9 protein-coding genes are annotated in these 18,276 nt (G+C 58.0%); 5 read left to right on the forward strand and 4 right to left on the reverse strand.

Annotated features, from left to right (window positions below; all coding sequences use genetic code 11):
* Positions 1 to 216: 216 nt before the first annotated feature.
* Positions 217 to 1,005: a dihydropteroate synthase gene (folP, locus tag NA78x_RS14705; RefSeq protein ID WP_425619452.1), complete on the forward strand. Its 789-nt coding sequence runs from the start codon at positions 217 to 219 to the stop codon at positions 1,003 to 1,005.
* 10 nt (positions 1,006 to 1,015) lie between these two features.
* On the opposite strand, the gene NA78x_RS14710 is transcribed toward folP, so the two are convergent.
* Positions 1,016 to 4,081 (reverse strand): trypsin-like peptidase domain-containing protein, encoded by a 3,066-nt coding sequence (locus NA78x_RS14710; protein ID WP_425619203.1) that lies wholly within the window; start codon positions 4,079 to 4,081, stop codon positions 1,016 to 1,018.
* Between the two features lie 172 nt (positions 4,082 to 4,253).
* On the reverse strand, positions 4,254 to 5,666 hold the full coding sequence (locus tag NA78x_RS14715; protein ID WP_425619204.1) for a YncE family protein: 1,413 nt from the start codon (positions 5,664 to 5,666) through the stop codon (positions 4,254 to 4,256).
* A 346-nt stretch (positions 5,667 to 6,012) separates the two neighbouring features.
* Here NA78x_RS14715 and NA78x_RS14720 point away from each other — a divergent pair, with 346 nt between their 5' ends.
* Positions 6,013 to 13,764: an autotransporter-associated beta strand repeat-containing protein gene (locus NA78x_RS14720; protein WP_425619205.1), complete on the forward strand. Its 7,752-nt coding sequence runs from the start codon at positions 6,013 to 6,015 to the stop codon at positions 13,762 to 13,764.
* Positions 13,765 to 13,867: 103 nt separating this feature from the next.
* On the opposite strand, the gene NA78x_RS14725 is transcribed toward NA78x_RS14720, so the two are convergent.
* Both NA78x_RS14725 and NA78x_RS14730 read right to left on the reverse strand, forming a co-directional pair.
* Positions 13,868 to 14,866, reverse strand: coding sequence for a hypothetical protein (locus NA78x_RS14725; RefSeq protein ID WP_425619206.1), 999 nt, complete (start codon positions 14,864 to 14,866; stop codon positions 13,868 to 13,870).
* A 238-nt stretch (positions 14,867 to 15,104) separates the two neighbouring features.
* The gene (locus NA78x_RS14730; protein WP_425619207.1) at positions 15,105 to 15,794 is read right to left on the reverse strand and encodes a glycosyltransferase family 2 protein; all 690 of its coding nucleotides are present in this window, start codon (positions 15,792 to 15,794) and stop codon (positions 15,105 to 15,107) included.
* Positions 15,795 to 16,047: 253 nt separating this feature from the next.
* Between NA78x_RS14730 and NA78x_RS14735 the strand changes: the two genes are divergently transcribed.
* From NA78x_RS14735 to NA78x_RS14745, 3 genes are all read left to right on the forward strand, one after another.
* Positions 16,048 to 16,473: a TfoX/Sxy family protein gene (locus tag NA78x_RS14735; protein WP_425619208.1), complete on the forward strand. Its 426-nt coding sequence runs from the start codon at positions 16,048 to 16,050 to the stop codon at positions 16,471 to 16,473.
* On the forward strand, positions 16,470 to 16,871 hold the full coding sequence (gene hisI / locus NA78x_RS14740; RefSeq protein ID WP_425619209.1) for a phosphoribosyl-AMP cyclohydrolase: 402 nt from the start codon (positions 16,470 to 16,472) through the stop codon (positions 16,869 to 16,871). The genes NA78x_RS14735 and hisI overlap by 4 nt, the downstream gene beginning before the upstream one ends.
* 88 nt (positions 16,872 to 16,959) lie before the next feature.
* Positions 16,960 to 18,228, forward strand: coding sequence for an SGNH/GDSL hydrolase family protein (locus NA78x_RS14745; protein ID WP_425619210.1), 1,269 nt, complete (start codon positions 16,960 to 16,962; stop codon positions 18,226 to 18,228).
* Positions 18,229 to 18,276 lie beyond the last annotated feature (48 nt).

An 18,276-nucleotide genomic window follows, 5' to 3' on the forward strand; every position in this document is an offset into this window, starting at 1 on the left:
TGCGGCGAGCTTCGGGAACGGGTGCCTGTCCAACAACCTCGCCCATTGTTGGACGTTTAGGATGTAGCGGTTGGTTTGTTTTCCCCCGTGTTTGGTTCTGCGATGACTAGTGCCGATTCCAGACTCGAGTTTCAGCCGCCACGCTGGCCGGCGAATCGCGCGTGCCGGTGGCAATTGCGAACGACGAGTTTGTCGTTTGAGGCTGGGCCGGTGTGGATGGGAATTGTGAATGTCACTCCGGATAGCTTTTCGGATGGGGGCCAATTCTTCGATCCGGCCGCAGCCATTGCGCAGGCCGAACACTTGCTGAGTCAGGGTGCCGAGATTCTGGATATCGGCGGCGAGAGCACCCGGCCCTATGCCCAGCCCGTGACCGTGGACGAAGAACTGCGGCGGGTGATTCCCGTGATCGAAGCCGTGCGGCAAACGCATCCCAACGCGATCATCTCGATCGATACCTCGAAGGCCGAGGTCGCTGCGGCCGCCATCGAGGTCGGGGCCGAGATCATCAACGATATTACCGGGCTCAGCGATGTGGAGATGATTGAACTGGCGCGGCAAACGGGAGTAGGCGTGTGTGCGATGCACATGCAAGGAACGCCGCAGACTATGCAGGACCAGCCTGTGTATGAGGACGTGGTTGCCGAGATCTTCGCCTATTTGCAACAGCGGCGCGAGGCCCTGTTAGCGGCTGGTTTGGCCGCCGCCAAGATCTGCCTCGATCCCGGCGTGGGGTTTGGCAAGACGCACGAGCATAACCTGGCGTTGATGCAAAACTGCTGGCGATTTCATGAGTTGGGTTGCCCGCTGCTGGTGGGCCATTCGCGCAAGGGATTCATTGGCCAGGTGCTGGGAGACAAACTGGCTAATCGCGACGCGGGATCCCTGGGCGGCGCACTGGCACTCGCCCTGCAAGGCGTACAGGTGATTCGCCTGCATCAAGTGCGCGCGGCCAAAGAGGCCTGGCAATTGATGCGTGCGAGCTTGCCACCACTGTCTAGCTAAGCCTAAAAAGCTACGGCTTCTTCGCGATGTCTGCCAGCAGTTGCTCGTGCAGCAACTTCGTTTCGGCATCGTCCGCGAACTTTGGATCCTTTAGCATTTCGGCAGCCTGATTAGCGATCGCCTGGGCGCGGTCCTTCTGGTCGAGCGCCAGTTGCGCCATCGCCGCAATCACCAGATCGCTCGGATTTTTACCACGCAACTGAGTCGACTCGCGCAACGCGTTGAGTGCCTCTCGTTGTGAACCAATCCGATGGGCAGCCATGCCCAGGGTGTTGATCGTCGCGCCATCTTTGGGCACGAGCAGCGTCGCCCAGAGAACTTGAGCATGAGCCAGACGATAATCGCTCGCGCTGTGATCGGGGGTAACAGCGACATTCCAACTCGCGGAGTTGAGTTGAGCGGCCAGCAACTTGCGAGCTTGATACGAAGAGAACTTCTTCGGCGGAGTTACGGGAAACTCCTTGGCTCGGTCGGGTGAGATGCGAATCAGCGCGAACCAGGCCTGTAAGCCTACTTCTTCGGACTTGGCTTCGATGGCCTTCTTCAAAGTGGGAATTGCGGGGACGGCTGCACTTTCCAGATCGCCGAGCATTTGCACGGCGGCCAGTTGATGCGGCGAATCATCGTTGGCGACTTCGGCAATCAATTGGGCAATTGCATTGCTGGTTAACGTCGCGGAAAATCGCAGGTCGGCACTCCATACGCTCTCTTGATGGACTTCGACGCTGAGGACATTCTTGCCTGCCTTGATCAACTTCGGATCAATGGCGGACAGCTCTTTATAGGAATCCGCAGCGGTCCGAGAACTGGCCGCTGGCTGGGTATGATTTGCCTGCGGCTTCAGATTGCGACGAGCCACTTCGTGCCCGTTCAGGTAGATTGCGATGCCATCGTCGTAGCTGAGCGAAAGTGCGACATCCTTCAGCGTGCTGGGATCGGCCACATCAAAGGTCGTGCGAAAGTACGTCGTTAATGGCTTGCCTTGGCCAATCGTCGAGACTTGCAGCTTGGTCGTTTCATCACCCGAACCATAACCAATGACGCCCGTCCCGGTCTTCCAACTGGAGTCGTCGAACTCGGCTGTCGTCCACTCCGAACCAACGGCTGAACCGTCATCGCGATACTTCCAAGTGCCATTGGCAGGAATCAAGTCGCCCGCAAGTTCAAATTCTGACTCATTCAAAAGCGACTCAATCGCCTTCGTTAATTCTGCGGGCTCGCGGACGTTCTTAAACCGAATTCGACCCTGCTTGTCTAGGATGTAGGTCGTCGGCCAACTGGAGATGTTCCACGCCTTGATGATGTCGCCTTTGGGGCCGTCGTACCACGATCGCCAAGTAACCTGCCCCTGGCTGACGACATGCTTCGCCCGGTCCTTTTGATCGCTATTGACGCCGACGACCACAAAAGGCTGGTCCTTCAGGTCTTCTTGCAGCTTGCGAGCATGCGGGTACATCTCGCGGCAATAGGGGCACCAATCGACCCAAAAATCGAGGAGTACCACCTTGCCCTTAAACTCGTTGAGGTTGAATTTCTGGCCATCCAAGTCTTCGCCCTCGATGTTCTGGGCATAGCAACCGGTGGCCAGATGCTTCCACTCGTTGCGCAGTCCAGCAACGGTGTCTTTGATCTTGCGGCGACCGACGCGGACCTCTCCGAACTCATCCACACAGCGATCGAGCAAGGCGACAACTTCGGCCCGATTGGCAACCGGGTTGAGCGCTAAAGCCATGGCCAGGCCATAACAGGCTGTGCCTTGGACATTCTTGTGCGGGCTCTCATTGATCAGCTTTTGCAGGAACGCAACTGATTCTTTGGCATCGTTGTTAGACAGACCGATCGCCGCATCAGTTACTTCGCGATCGCCGACGAACTCGTTGAGCTTGGTCAAGACTTCGCGGGCAGCCGCGCTGGGCCTGTGATTATTGCGACGAATCAAGGTGCTGCATTGCACCAATGCTTCCCGACGGACGTTACGATCCGAACCTTCACCGGTCATCGATAGGAGACGCGACAAGTAGAGTGCGGCAGGATCTCGCTCTTCCAAGATCTTGCGCGCTTCTGCTTCCGATTTTGCCCCACGCAGCGAATTGACAAAGACTTCCGACTCTTTGACATAGTCGAGCATGATGGCCGCAATCTGCGGATCGACGATCAGGCCCAAATCGGGCAGCGGCAACTGGGCGGCTTGAGGCTCAAGCTTGCCGGCTAGTGCCAGAAGGTGCTTCACGTGAATGGCAAAGCCCAGGTTCTGTCCGCCGGCGATCCAAGTGTTCACCCCGACGACTTCGCCATTGCGATTGAGCAGCGGTCCGCCACTGTTGCCACCAGAAATGGCTGCATTGGTCTGAATCCATACAGCTTCTGGGGGTGAAGAAAGAAACTCGCGATAATCTTCGGGCAGTTCGCTGCTTTGTCGTACCGCGCTCACAATACCGGTAGTCACGGTGAACTTGAAATCGTTGGGGTGCCCAATCGCAGTCAGGTCGTCCCCTTGTCGCAGTTGTTTAGGCAGACCCAGATTGTAAAAAGGGAGATTGGCGGGCGGGTCTTTGACTTGGATGACCGCCAGGTCGTGATCGGGGTCGTAGGCTCGATAGCCGATCACATCGTGTTTGTTGCCATCGCGAAACATGACGTGAGCTTTAACGGCCCGCGACATGACGTGGTGATTTGTCGCCACCAGTCCATCTTTGGTAATTACAAAGCCGCTACCCGAGGCTGTGCGATTGCCCAGCGCATCTTCGGTCACTATATACACGACTGCCTGATCGGCTTTTTGAAGCGAGTCTGCCAAGGTTGTGACGGGGGCTGTCGGCAGCGTTGGCTTTTGCACAACCGTTGGAGATGGCGGACCGGGAAGGTTTGGAGGTTGCGGCATCGCGGGTGGTTGTGGCATTGCTGGCGGCTGAGGCATCGACACCGACTGTCCATTTCCACTGTCGGCGACCGGCTGAATGCCCTGCGAATTGCCGCAACCTGCGAGACCCGCAACGAGGCCGGCGACCAGTAGTAACAAGCTAAAAGCTTGGCAGTGAACCGCACACTTCCGCTGCATCTTGCAAAACAGAGCCATGACATGAACCTCGACGGGAATAGAGAAGGCCAGCCGCTCGCAACCTAGAGAGAAGAGGGTCCACGTTGCAGCAGGGGCTTTAGTCTAAACACACCTGCGGGCATCCGCCAACAAGCAAGTAAAAAAGAATAGAAAGTTGGCAGCTGACATATTAAGAAAGGTTCACAATCAATTAGTTACCACCAACTATCCGCTCACTCGCGGGAATATGAACCACGGTGATGGCTGCGGTTTCCCAACCTCGAGGCTGGCCTTTGCGCCAGCCATCCCAGGAAATGAAGAGGCGTGCTCCTTGTTCGTCGAGGGCAGAACTGAAGGAGCCATCCAGCGCGTAGCCATGTTTTTCCCAGAACGTGACGTGCAGGAAGGCGAGCACTTTCCGCTGCTTGGTCTGTAGATCGAACTGTACGATCGGTGTGCCGTCTTTGATGGCACCGCCATGAGCGCCGGGAACGTAGTAGAGATAGCGACCTGTGGGATCGACTTCAATCGACGAGATGTACTCTTGTGAACCGACGGCTGCGGTGCCCCAGTCCTTCACTTCGCCTGTTTTTACATTCAGCGACCACAGGTCTGCCTTGGTGCCTGAGGTGCAATAGACGAGGCCCTGCGGCGTCTCGGGTGATGCGCTGCGGACGTGCGGAATCTTCGCCGGCGTGATTTCGTTCGTGGCCGGATCGTACTTACATCCTTCCCAAAAGACGTAGCCGGTAGAAGGTGAGAAAATGAGCACGCGCGTGGGGCCGTTATCGGCCACCTTAAGCAACTTGCCGCTCTTCACATCGAGGGCGAAGAACTGCACGCTTTGATTAGCGGCGTCTTTGCCCGGCGCGGTGCCGCCGTAATAGATCATTCGTTTGGGATCGAGTACGCTGGCGGGGAGCGTGTGCTTGGGAATCGGAAACTGCTTGACGATCTGTGTTTCGAGCGTCATTGGATTGGTACGCAGGATCCATTCGCCGAGGTAGCCATTTTTGTCGTGCGTGACAGTCGGCGAGCCGCGATCGGTCGCGTAGTAGAGCCAGCCATCGCTGCCGAGGTCGATGCGACTCTGCATTTCGCCCGGTCGATAGTTCATTTCCGGCGGAAAGACGTTCTTCGATTCGAGAAAATTGGTGGTGTCACAGAGTAAGCGAAACTGCTGCTTGCCGGCGTCGTATTCCCACAGGTGGGCCGTCCCTTTGGGGGCGAGGTGATCGTTGTCGGAAGTGTAGTACTTGTCGCCGAGCACAAAGCCATCGGCACGATTCGACCACGGATTGCCGGGATAGTTCTGCTCTGGGAAGAAGGCGAAGTCGACTCGTGGCGGCGACTTGGCAATCGCAACACCTTCGCGCAAGTTCTCACCGGGCACGAGGAACGAATCGGACTGCTCGCTGACAACCAGCTTGCCCTCGGCGAGTTTGGGCGGGTAAGAAAGCGGGTAGCGAGCCTTCTCGCGCGCTGCTGTGGCTTCTTCCGGCGAAAGCTTGGGCTTGGCTGGTTTCGCCTTGGTTGCCTCTTGGCCAAAGCAATTGCCGACAAACGCAGCTGCCAGGACAACTCCGCACAGGCTGAGGCGAACGAGTAAGGCGAGAGGCCGCATGCGAAAATTCCAATGGCAGGGTTGAATCGCCCCTTGGGAGGGGCGGTTCATGTTAATGGCAGAGGTAGGCCACCGCAAACATGCTGCGCTACGGTGCCGCTTGCATCGATTTTGCCGTATTTGCCGATTCGTGCGATTATCACCCCCCATTTCCCTTGAATTGACAGTCGGTCGCTACTATTTTGATGCCCGTCTCGCACGCTCCCTCGATCCTCTCCCCCTCTCCTTCTTCACCATCGATGTCGGCTGACCGTTCTTGCTGAGCTTGATTGGGCGCTTACGCCAGCCCAAGGCTTTGGCCAGTTGCGATCTTCTCGTTGCGATTTTCACCAAGGATTTGCTGCGCATGGCTCAGACTCCCGCTCTCCGTTCGCGTTTTGCCCGCAATGCCACCCTTCGCACGAAGCAACAGCCTCAACATCGCCGACGGCTGTTTCTGGAATCGCTCGAAGACCGCCGCGTGATGGCGACGAACGTGTTCGCCAATGTTCCTGAAGCGGCGAACTACACGCTGGCTTATGAACTAAACATCGGCAATACGAATGGCTTCTCGGCTGGAGTGCCCTACTCGGTTAACAACACCGCTCTAATCGACAACGGCTTCGACCGCATTGGGTATTACCTCGAGTTACAACAGGGAGCGGGACCACTGAACTGGGTGTTCGTATCGGCCGATGCCTTTACGAACAACCTCAATCGCATTGGAGTGCCGAATGCCACATCGGGTGCCATTTTTCAGCAAAACCTGGTGAATATGAATGTGGCATCCAACGTGGCGGGAATTGCCACGGGGACCGGTATTTCTACGGGAAACATCGAATTCTGGCCAAACGACTACGGCACCGCTAATGCCAACGCGATTCCCAACGCCAATGCCGGCACGTATGACTTTGGTGACTCACGTAGCACGGGTGGCGCACACGGATCGATGCAGATCCACAATTACGATGTGGACGGCGCGGGCCCTGGTACCGCTGGCCAAACAATTTTTGCTTTCAATAACTGGAATGGCGGCGGTGCCTCGAGCTTGGGAATTGGCAATGGACCAGGCCAGCCAGACTGGACGTTCACTAACAACACTGCCAGTTACACGATCAAGAATGTGGCAGTGCTCGTGCGCCAAGTCGGTACCGCTTTACCAACTGCCGCAGCGGCACCCGCAGGCCTCGTCGCAAATGCGCCTGAATTGGCGGCCTATCAACTCGTTTATCAGGAAGCACTCGCTACCAACACAAACCTGAACTCAGGTGGTGCGGTGCCGTACGATGTCAACAATTCTGCATTGATACCCACAGGATCATTCGACCGCGTTGCCTACTATTTGCAGCTCAACTCGAATTTCGGGATGGCTTCGTTCGACGCTGGAGGCTTCACTGCAGACGTTTCCAAGATCGGAATTCCCAACACGACCTCGGGCGCTTTTTACCAGCAGCTTGTCAACAATCTAAGCGTGGCCTCGAATGTTGGCGGCGTAGTGACAGGCACCAATCTCGCAACGGGTAACGTCGAGTTCTGGCCCAGCAACTACGGAAGTGGTGTCACCGTTGCTGGCATCGGTGGCAACGCAGGCACCTACGATTTCAATGATAACGGTGCTAATCTTGCTGCCGGCCACGGCTCGATGCAAGTCCACAACTACGGCGCTGCGCAGACAGTCATTGGCTTCAACAATTGGGGCAATGGTGGTACCTACGGCCTCACGATTGGCAACTCAGCAAATGCTAGCGCACCGGACGGCACCTTCGATGCCAACGCGAACTCCTTTGCCACTCGCAACCTCTACGTGCTGGTTCGCCCCAACGAAGTGGGCACTGCGGGCAACGACACGATCACGTTGAAGATGGTGAACGGAATTATCCAGTACAACGTAGCCGGTTCAGCTGGACCAGTGACCGTTTCCGGTACTGCCCCTCTAGTGATCAATGGCCTGGGAGGTAACGACACGCTGGTCGTCGATTTCACCGGTGGAAACCCAATTCCTACAGGCGGCCTGAATTTCAACGGCGGCGATCCCACCACGGGCCCCGGAGACAAACTCAGCATCGTCGGGGGCACGTTTGCCAATGCTATCTTCAATCACACGAATGCCACCGACGGCAGCGTGGTGCTCGATGGCAGCGTGATCAACTATACGGGGCTAGAGCCCGTCGATATCACTGGCTCGACTATCACGAACCTCGTCATCAACTTGCCCGACACGGACGATGCAACCGATGATAACACTGCCCTCAGCATCGTTGCGGGAAATCTTTTCGTCGATAGCACGAACGGTGAGCACGAAGACGACACCATCAGCCTGACGGGCATTACGAGCATCACGGTCAACGGTCGCGCCGGCGATGACGTGATTACGCTCTTGCCATCGATGTCCTCGTTTGGCGGATCGCTCACCATCGACGGCGGCGCGGGTGTCGACGATATCAATCTAAACTCCAATCTCACCCTTGGCACAAATCCGCTGTTGGTCACAGGCGAAACGATCGACATTGGTGCTGTGGCCATCGCTACGACGACCGGCAACCAAACCTACAACGGCCTGCTTGGCCTGTCAGGTTCTGCGCTAAGTACCGCTGCGGGAAGCGTGATCTTGGGTGGCAATGTCACTACCGGCGGCGCTGCACTGAGCAGTATCGCGGGCAATCTCAATCTTAATGCAGCCACGCGCACGTTCACCGTCGCTGGTATCTCGTCCGACTTGAACGTGACTGCGGTTATCAGCAACGGTGGTCTCAGCAAGGCTGGTCCTGGTACGCTAACTCTCGCCGGAGCGAATACCTACACCGGTGCGACCACCATCAGCGCGGGCACACTCGCTCTGCAAAACTCTTACTTATCGCCCACCTATTCCATCGCCGCAGGTGCTGTGCTGGAATTGAATGTCGCCACCGGTACGCGCGACTACATCTCTACCACGTTTAACGGCACAGGTACGCTTCGCAAGACTGGTGCCGGCAACGCTCAATGGGGTGCAACCACAGCCACGTTTGCGCTTGGGGCCGGTGCCCTCATTGACGTTCAGGACGGCGTATTTGTAGGTGGCAGCTTTGGCAACGAAAACTGGACGACGAACCTCTCCGACCTGAACGTAGCGGGTGGTGCTGGCGTCACTTTGGGAGGTGTCGAAGCCAACGTGCGCGTTGATCGAATCACCGGTACGGGCACAATTTCGACGGGCTATAGCGGCGCGGGTTACGTCTCATTCTCAATCGGAGTAAACGGCGGCAGTTCAACCTTTGATGGTTCCACTATCAACACTCCCGGATTCACGGGGAACCTCACGAAACTCGGTGGCGGCACGATCACCTTCAGCGGCAATCAGTCCTACACAGGTACTACGACCATCTCCGGTGGCTCACTTGTCTATCAAGGCACCTACGGCTCAACGTCGCACGTTATCGCAGCCGGCACCGTACTCGAACTGAATGTCGCTGCCGGATCGCGAGATTATGCTTCGACTACCTTCAGCGGCGCTGGCACGCTCCGTAAAACGGGTGCTGGAAGCGCGGTGTGGGGGGCTGGTGCAGCAACCTTTAACTTGTCAGCGGGGGCGTTGATCGACGTTCAAGCTGGCAACCTGACCGGCGGCAGCAGTGCCAACGAAAATTGGGTTGCCAATCTTTCCGACCTGAATGTTGCTGGTGGCGCGTCATTCTCGGGCGTTGAAGCCAATGTGCGTGTTGATAAGATCAGCGGCACGGGCTCAATCCGATCGGGCTACGTTGGTGCGGGTTACTCTACCTTCACGATTGGTGTGAACAACGGCAACTCCAGCTTCCCCGGAGTGCTCGCCAATACCGATGCGACCAACATCGGCAGCTTTACAAAGACGGGCACCGGCACGCTAACGCTCACCAACGCGAGCACGTTTACTGGGCCCTTCAATATCAACCAGGGTCTAGTCATCATCGGTGCGGGCGGCACCTTAAGCACCGCGGCGACGATCAACGCGAATAACACCGGCACCTTGCGATTCGGGCGCAACGACACCTGGGGCAATCACCTGACCGATGTCACCTCGCCCATCGTCGTCAACGCCGGTGGAACCCTTGAGTCCGGTGGCTTCTTCAATACACTGCGAAACCTCACACTGAACGGCGGAACCGTCGCACTGACGGGCGGAGTCAACGCTGCGTTCCCAGCTTTCGCCTTTAAGGGAACGGTAACTGTCGGCGGAACGCAAGCCTCGCAGATCAATGTCGTTTCCGGGACGAGCAACATCATCAGCCTGGGTGATGACAATCTGGGAGCCACCATCTTTAACGTGGCCGACGCAACCGCTGACTCCAGTGCAGATCTGCTCGTCAACGCACCCCTGCAGAACAACGCCTTCGGCGGCTTCGGGTTGGTGAAGAATGGCGTCGGCACGATGCTCCTCAATGCCTTGAATACCTACACCGGCGCGACGAACGTCAACGCGGGTGTGTTGGCGGTGAATAATGGCGTGGGGACGGGAGCGATTCTGGATACTGCTGGGCCGGTGAATGTGGCGTTGGGAGCGACGCTGCAGTTGTTGGCGAATGAGACGGTGCCGAGTTATGTGGGTGCTGGTGATCCCGGGGTGGGGACGAATGATTCGTTGCTGGCTCTGGGGGCGAACACGCTGACGACGGTGGGAGATGCGACGATCGCGAATGTCACGACTGCGGCAGGTGGCGGGATCGTGGCGGGTGGAGCGATCATTGATGGGGACGATGATAATAATGTGACGGGCCCTAATGTGTTCTTGCGAGCGGCGACGGGCATCGGTGCGGGGAATACGCTTGAGACGTCGGTGAGTGCGATTCAGCTGTTCAATACGACGAGCGGCGAGATCAACGTGCTCAACAGCGTGGGCGGCCTGCTCACGGTCAGCGATCTTCGCACGCTCGGCTTCGGTGCTCGCAACGACGGCGGCGCAACGACCATCGTCAACAGCAGTCCGCTGACGATCGCCGCCAACAGCATCTCGGTGGGCAATGTCACCTTCACCGCCACCGACGACAACGATGCCCCGCTGCTCGATGATGATCTGACGATCAATGGCGGCGTGACGGTTCAGTCGACGACGGCGAATGTGTTCTTGAATGCCGGTGACGATGCGTTCATCAACGGCAACGTGAGCGCGGCGCTGCAGGTGACGATTGGTGTGGATGTCGGTGATGCGGAACTGCCGGCAGGTACCGATGCCACGACGGGTGGTGTGCTCACGATTGCGAATGCCGCAGTAATTACGACGCCATTGGCGCCGGCGGGTGGCACGTATCTGAACGGCAATGACGACTACGATACGTTTAATCTCGCGCCGCAAGGGACGACGGAGTTCTTCATCAACGGCAACTTGCCGACGGGAACGTCGCCGGGTGATACGCTCAATCTCGATATCGCGGCGGCGGTGAATCCGCTGCTGACGCTTGGTGGTATCGGCGCGGGGACGTGGACGTTTGGTGTGCCGCTGCGACAATTGGCGTACATGAGCATCGAAGATGTGAATGCGAATGCTCCGTATCATTTGGCCCTCGATGCGAACAACACGCCGTTCGGCAACACGAACGTCGACGATCATCTGACTCTCTCACGCAGCGGAGCGGACTTCGTGCTGACGCGGACCGGTGATGCGATCGCGCCCGATGACAACGACGTGGGCATCGTGTTTCAGGGAGATTTCGCGACGATTCTCTCGTTCACGTACCTTGGCAGTAACGATCGCGACTTCCTGACGATCAACGACCTCGGTGGGCTCGTGAACTTCAGCGGTCTCGCGCCGGGAGCCGGCGACAACACGAACCTCGCCGGCCAGGCTGAGTTCTTCTTCGACGGCGGCGGCAACAACGATACGCTCATCTTCGCGCTCACCGGACCGAGCGCCGCGCAGACCTATGCGTTCGGTACCGGCACCGGCAGCACGCCGAGCAACACGGGCGAAGTGCTGAGCACAAGCAACGCGGTCGATCTGCAAACTTACTTCGCGAACGTCGAACTCGTGCAGCGCACGGGCGCGGGCACAACGCCGGGCGCGCTCACCGTGCTCGGCAGCGACGTGGCCGATGCACTGAGCATCGCCGCGAATGGAGTTGATTCTCGCGTGAGCATGGGCGTTGGTTACACGCCGTTCGACTTCAGCGGAGATAACTTTACATCGCTCAACGTGAACGCTCTCGCAGGCGCTGATTCGCTGAATCTTGTCAGTCTCGGTAGCGGCCAGACGAACGATCCGGCGATCAACTTGCACGGCCAAGGCTTGTTCGCTGATGACGGCGCGGTCGATACGCTCCGCGTGCAGAGCACCAGCGGCAACACGGGCATCGTCACACTGCGTGGTGGTCTCGGTGGCGACTTGTTCCAGCTGTTCGATGCGGCTCCCACGGTCGACTTTATCGCGGGCCCGGTCGTGGTCGACGGCAGCGGCGGTGACATGACGTTCGCCGTCGATCGCCTCGAGATCAACGACAGTGGCGACATCACGGGCGACACCGTCGCGCTCAACGCACTGAACGGCACCGATCCGGACTACGTCCTCACTGGTCTCAACGCGAGCGGCGTGACCTTCCGCAACATCGACAACCTCGATTACACCGGCACCAGCGACGCGGACAATATCAACTCGCAGTTCACACCGACGACGACTCCGCACGATCTCGACGCGGTGATCCTGCGTGGTAACGGCGGCAACGATCAGTTCCGCGTGTTCACTTCCGATCAGATCGGTGGCACCGCGCCGCTGCCAACCGGCACGCCCAGCGGAGTGACGAGCGTCTCGCTGTTCGGCGATGCCGGCCTCGATACGTTCGGCGAAACACCAGCGGGACTCGTCGGCACCGGCGCAATGAACGTCGGTCTCGTGGTGGCACCAACCACGCAGCTCATTCGCCCGAGCATGAGCACGGCGATCACGATCAACGGCGGCATTCCCACGAATCCGCTGCCGGCACCAGTCGGCGACATCATCGGCGACACGCTCAATCTCGATATCACCTCCATCCCCAACACGGCCCCCGTCGTGGTTGCTGCGGGTTCATCCGGCGTGCTCAACAGCGCGGGTCAACCGGTGGCGTGGAGCGAAATCGAAGACTTGAATCTCGTCGACCAAGGCAAGCTGACGAATGTGCAAGTCGGCGACTTGTTCGCTCGTACGACTGCTGCGAACGACTTGATTCAGTTCAGCCGCAACAACACGGTCGCGCAACCGAACCGCGTGCGTCTGCGGATCAACAGCACGTTCGGCGATTACAACGTGAGCAACAAGACGATCGTCTACGCTGGCGACGGCGCGGACTACGTCACGCAGGCTAACCTCACGGTCTCGGCTGAGTTCTACGGCGAAGGGGGCAACGATCTGCTGTACGGTGCGACCAACAACGACTGGCTCGTCGGCGGTCTCGACAACGACAGTGTGAATGGCGGCAACGGCGACAACGTGCTGTGGGGCGATAACGCACCGGCATCGACCGACGTGGTGCCACCGCAAGATTCACCGGTTGGCGGCAACGATACACTCAGTGGCGGCACCGGCAACGACGTGATTTACGGTGGCGGCGGTAACGATCGTCTTGGCGGCTTCGACAGCAACGATTACCTGCACGGCGGCTTCGGCGATGACATCGCCGACGGCGGCTTCGGCGACGATCGCGTGTACGGCGGTGCGGGCAACGATCAACTCGCCGGCTATCTCGGCAACGACTTGCTGGTGGGTGAAGCGGGCAACGACATCCTCAACGGCGGCAGCGGCAACGATGTGCTGATCGGCGGCACCGGCGAAGACAACATGAGCGGTGAGTTTGGCAACGACCTGCTCATCACGGGCAGCGTCGCCAACGAACACAGCACCTGGACTTCGGTCGCCAGCGTTGGTCCGTTCAGCGCGGCCACGTATTCGAGCGCTACCGATAACGATGCCGCGATGCTCGCGCTGCTGAACATCTGGGGCACTTCAAACCTTCGCACCGGCTTGGCGACCATCACGCACGACGGTGTCGACGACGATGTCTACGGTAAGCTCGGCGACGACGACTTCTGTTGGGAAGCCGCCGACGTCGCCGACCAAGGCCCCACCGCCCTCTCGCCCCCCGACTTCCAAGTCCCCGGCAACGGCACCGACGAACGCTTCGGCCCTACGATGTAAGGACACGCCCTGAGTTCTGAGTTCTGAGACAATAGGCTCAGAACGCAGGAAAGGCAAAACGCCGATGCGAAGTATTTTGGATCGGCGTTGAGCTGTGAGCCGATTATTTGACGCGCACGAGCTTCATGATTCGTCCGGATGTGTTCCAGTCCTGGACGTACAGATTGCCGTCCTTGTCCCAGTAGGAGCCGTGGGTGCCGCTAAAGACGCCCTCGATCCACTGAGCCTGAGGCACATTGAAGCTGCCACGTTTGGCAGGATCAGCGTTGAAGCCAAGAACCGCCATGATCGTATTGGTTTTGTCCAGGATGACGACCCGGCCTTGGAGGTCGGGGACCGAGACGTAGTCTCCTTGAACAGCGGCGGAGGTTGGCATTCCGAGACCGGTTACCACCTCGGCGATAAAGTTGCCCTCGAGATCGTAGTGCACCAGACGGCCCTTGGGCGTGTGATTGCGGTCACAGATTAAGAGACGCGCCGGTTCGTAGCGAGTGTCGAGCGTCATGCCGTGGGCCGTGTTGAACTCTTTGAGTTCGTTGCCCTTCGTACCAAAGTGCTTAAGGTACTTGCCTGTTTTATCGAACTTAAAAATGTGATTGCTTGCGTAGCCATCCGAAAGAAAGATGTCACCGTTGGGAGCAACCGTGATAGCCGTGGGACTGAACTTTTTAAGTCCCAGGCCTGATTCCTCCGGAAAGGGCAGCTTCAGCGCGATCTCACCCGTGTGGGCATTGAATTTGATTCCTTCCGCGTTGGCGTTGCGGGCGCCATAGATGAACTCGGCATCTCCCTCGGCGCGAATCTCCATGTCGTGAATGTTGGTGTACTTGTCCCCCAAGTATTCCTTGATCACCTTCCCGTCGGGGGTGAAGACGACAACACCCTTGTTCGCGCTCGTGTAGATGTGCCCCTCTTTGTCGATGACCACCGCGCCGTGAGTTGGTCCGAGAGCTGAGGTGCCATCTGGGCGAAGTCCCCAGCCTGGAACGGTGTCGAACGTCATGATGCCGCTGCCCATACGAACGGGGGCTACATTGTCGGCCGCAACAAGTGAAGAGACGGTGAGAAGTGTCAGGGGTAGGAGTAACAAACGGCAGTTCATCGGAGGGTATGCCTTAAGGAAGGAGAGTTCGCCAGATTGTCAGAGCGGGCCTAGTATCATGCTGCGGCGAAGGCAATTCAACCGTTGACGAGAAAAACCGTCGCCACATGCGCAAAGCGTGCGCGAACGGTTGTTCGCACCAAGGCGTGCCGGAAGAGATTGCACACGACGAAGAGTAACCGACAGCGGGCAAGGCTAAATCAAGAGTGCCTCAGCCCGCAGACATCGTTGGCCGACCTTACTCGCCCAGCGCTAGTTCGCGTAGATGACTGAGGAAGCTGGCGCGGCGAGGTGCCCCACCTTGATGATTGGCGTCGGTGCGCGAGTGATTGGTGCTCGCGGGATCAATAACTGCCGTGGCAGGCATGGGTGGGATCTTGCCGAGTGTCATTTCGGATTCGGCAGTGCTCGAGCGAAGTTCTTCGATGGCACCGCGGCGAATCATATGAATCGCTGCCAGCTGGTTGGTTTCGTTCGCCTGCTGCTTAAGGGCTTCGCCCCAAGTGCTCAGCTTTTCGAGCAGGTCTTTGCTCAGATTTTGAACTCGTGAGGGAGTGCGAGCCATGACCAACTGCTGGTTCTGACGCATTTCCCACAGGCGGCGCAGATCGTTGCTGCTGATGGCTGCTTGCTCGTCCTGCACGAAAACAATTTCGCCACGGGCCTGTTCGAGACCAGTGCGAACGGCCTGCTGAGTTCCGCGGGCGACGGTGTTGCGCAGCGCTCGCACCTGCGGATATTGCCGAGCCAGTTCTTCGGCCGTTTCGAACGTATGATCGTTCGAGCCATCATCAACAATCAGCAGTTCGAACCGCTGAGTCAACTCAGGGATGATTTCGAGCCAGCGAGCGACTTGCCGGCCCAGCGTGGCTTCACAATCACGAACCGGCATGATCAAACTGAGGGTGTTACCCGGGGTCTTACTCAAGGAGGCCTCACTAGATGAGCGTTGCCGCGACACAAGCTGCCCAGCCAGGCTGAAGAACATTCGGCCCTCGAAGGGGCCGCCATCAGACACATGGCGAGCAGAGGTACTCGCTGCCGAAGCGATTGATTTCATCGTCAAGTGACAACTCGCGCAATGAAGTTGCCTCACCGCATTCGCTTAACGTCGGTTGTGAGCTTGGTAGCAATGGTTCACAATGGAAGCGGTTATCTCCAGTGCTTGGACTTATTTTACTATGCCGGTCAGTCAGACTTTTCGTCAGTGGGTGCACGATCAACTGCGGCCCAGTGTGCGCGGCCTGCGAGACTTGCGCATGTTTGGCGGCGTCGGTATCTACTCGGGTGACCTATTTTTTGCGTTGCTCGCGGAAGATCGGCTCTACTTAAAAGTGGACGATTCCAATCGCGCCGACTTTGTTGCGGCTGGAACTGGCCCGTTCCAGCCCTTCGGTCACGAGGGGATCACGATGCAGTACTACGAAGTGCCGCTCGAAGTGATCGAATCGCCGCAGCAATTGGCTAGTTGGGCAGCGAAAGCAATCGCCGTGGCGCAGGCAGCGAAAGAGTCAAAGTCGGCAAAGTCTCGCAAACCAAGGACGACGAAGAAATCGTCTGCCACCAGCAAATCTCGCAAAGTAACCAAGCGATCTACGACTCCATGAGCAATTCACCAACTATCGTTAGCGGTCCAGATTTCTCGCGAGGCGAAGGAGGTTTGCTGCCCGCCATCGCTCAAGATGCGGAGACGGGCGAAGTGCTGATGATGGCCTGGATGAATCAGCAGGCCTTCGATGAGACCGTGCAGACCGCCCAGGCAACTTATTGGAGCCGCAGCCGGGGCAAGTACTGGCGAAAAGGCGAGGAGAGCGGCCATCGCCAGACCGTGCGGGCAATCTTTATCGATTGTGACGCCGACACCATTCTGCTGAAGGTCGATCAAGTCGGGGCCGCTTGTCACGAAGGTTACCGCAGCTGTTTCTTTCGGCAGGTTGACGCGAACGGCGTGCGCGTCGTGGCCACCAGGCTGGTCGAGCCAACGGCGATCTATAAGAAGGGCTAGGTCTGCCTCTTGATTGCACGGCGCTTGCGGGCAGCTACAATCGCAGCGGAATCAACTGCGTTTTGTCTCTCCCCTCGAAAGGCCCACCATGTCTTGCTCTGTCTCGACGTCTCGTTTGCAGACGTTCGCCCTCCGCTCGGTGATTGCGGTCGTCCTCATTTTCGCTGCACTATCCGACGCATCTGCTGCCGATGGATTCTTCTTTAAGGACGGCGACCGCGTTCTGTTTCTCGGCGACAGCATCACCGAGCAATACCAGTACTCGAGCGATATCGAACTCTATCTGACCACACGTTTTCCCAAGTGGCGATTGCAGTTCGTGAATGCGGGAATTGGTGGCGACACGGCCAACGGTGGCGCGAATCGCTTCCAGACGCATGTGCTCGACGAAAAGCCAACGGCAATTACCATCAACTTTGGCATGAACGACGGCGGTTACGGCCTGTTTAATAAGCAGAACAATGACCGCTATGTCGAGAAGACCGAGTTCATGCTCGATGCAGCGAAGAAAGCTGGTGTGCGAGTGGCGCTGGTCTCCCCCAATGCCGTCGACCGCCGCGTGCAAGATCGTTTCAAGGTCTACCTCGAAACGCAGAAGGAATTCTATGCTCCGCTAGCTGGAAGTGCCGCGAAGTTTGGCTTTCCGTTCGTCGATCAATATGCCACGACCCGCGCCGCACTCGAAAAGATGGAAGCCGACAAAGCTGACAACGTAAAGCCCTTCGGTGATGGCTTTCACACGTCATCGAACGGCGGTCTGTTCATGGCGCACGCGATTCTCACTGGCCTCAAGGCTCCCGCACTCGTGAGCGAAGCTGCGATCGACGTAACTGCCGGTAAAGCCACGACCACTGCCTGCACCGTTTCCGATCTTTCGGGCGATCCTCAGGCGGTCGAGTTCACACGCTTGGATGACGCATTGCCGCTGCCGATTCAGCCCGATTGGGTTTCGCTGTTGCCTTACCTGAACGACCTGAAGGATCTTAATCTGTACGGCCTGAAGGTTGCCGGTCTCGCGTCGGGTAAGTACTCCGTGAAGATCGATGGCGAGGAAGTGGCCCAGTACACGGCCGACGAATTGGCTGCCGGTGTGAACCTCGGCAATGTCACCAAGGGCCCGATTCATGCCCAGGGTAAAAAGGTTTTCGACGCCATCAATGCCAAGAACCAAATGGTTCATCAGCGTTTTCGCGGCGTCGTCATGGCCAACGTCCCCGATTGGTTGGCTGATGTGGCCGCCGAACGCAAGCCGGCGGAACTTGCCAAGCGAACTGAGAAAATCGCCGCCGCCCAAGCTGCGATTTACGAAGCGGTGCAGCCCGTGAAGCACAAGTTTGCGATCACAGCCGTGAAGTAAGTGGGTAGTGCGGAATTCAGGTTGCGAAATGCGGAGTGAAGTTTTCAC

It is taken from the genome of Anatilimnocola aquadivae, from assembly GCF_049819085.1.
GTDB lineage: Bacteria > Planctomycetota > Planctomycetia > Pirellulales > Pirellulaceae > Anatilimnocola.

What these genes read in the sequence shown, in the direction of transcription:
- NA78x_RS14745 (WP_425619210.1), top strand. Translation starts at nt 16,960, where the DNA reads ATGTCTTGCTCTGTCTCGACGTCTCGTTTGCAGACGTTCGCCCTCCGC.
- NA78x_RS14720 (WP_425619205.1), top strand. Translation starts at nt 6,013, where the DNA reads ATGGCTCAGACTCCCGCTCTCCGTTCGCGTTTTGCCCGCAATGCCACC.
- hisI (WP_425619209.1), top strand. Translation starts at nt 16,470, where the DNA reads ATGAGCAATTCACCAACTATCGTTAGCGGTCCAGATTTCTCGCGAGGC.
- NA78x_RS14710 (WP_425619203.1), bottom strand. Translation starts at nt 4,081, where the DNA reads ATGGCTCTGTTTTGCAAGATGCAGCGGAAGTGTGCGGTTCACTGCCAA.
- NA78x_RS14725 (WP_425619206.1), bottom strand. Translation starts at nt 14,866, where the DNA reads ATGAACTGCCGTTTGTTACTCCTACCCCTGACACTTCTCACCGTCTCT.
- NA78x_RS14715 (WP_425619204.1), bottom strand. Translation starts at nt 5,666, where the DNA reads ATGCGGCCTCTCGCCTTACTCGTTCGCCTCAGCCTGTGCGGAGTTGTC.
- folP (WP_425619452.1), top strand. Translation starts at nt 217, where the DNA reads ATGGGAATTGTGAATGTCACTCCGGATAGCTTTTCGGATGGGGGCCAA.
- NA78x_RS14735 (WP_425619208.1), top strand. Translation starts at nt 16,048, where the DNA reads ATGCCGGTCAGTCAGACTTTTCGTCAGTGGGTGCACGATCAACTGCGG.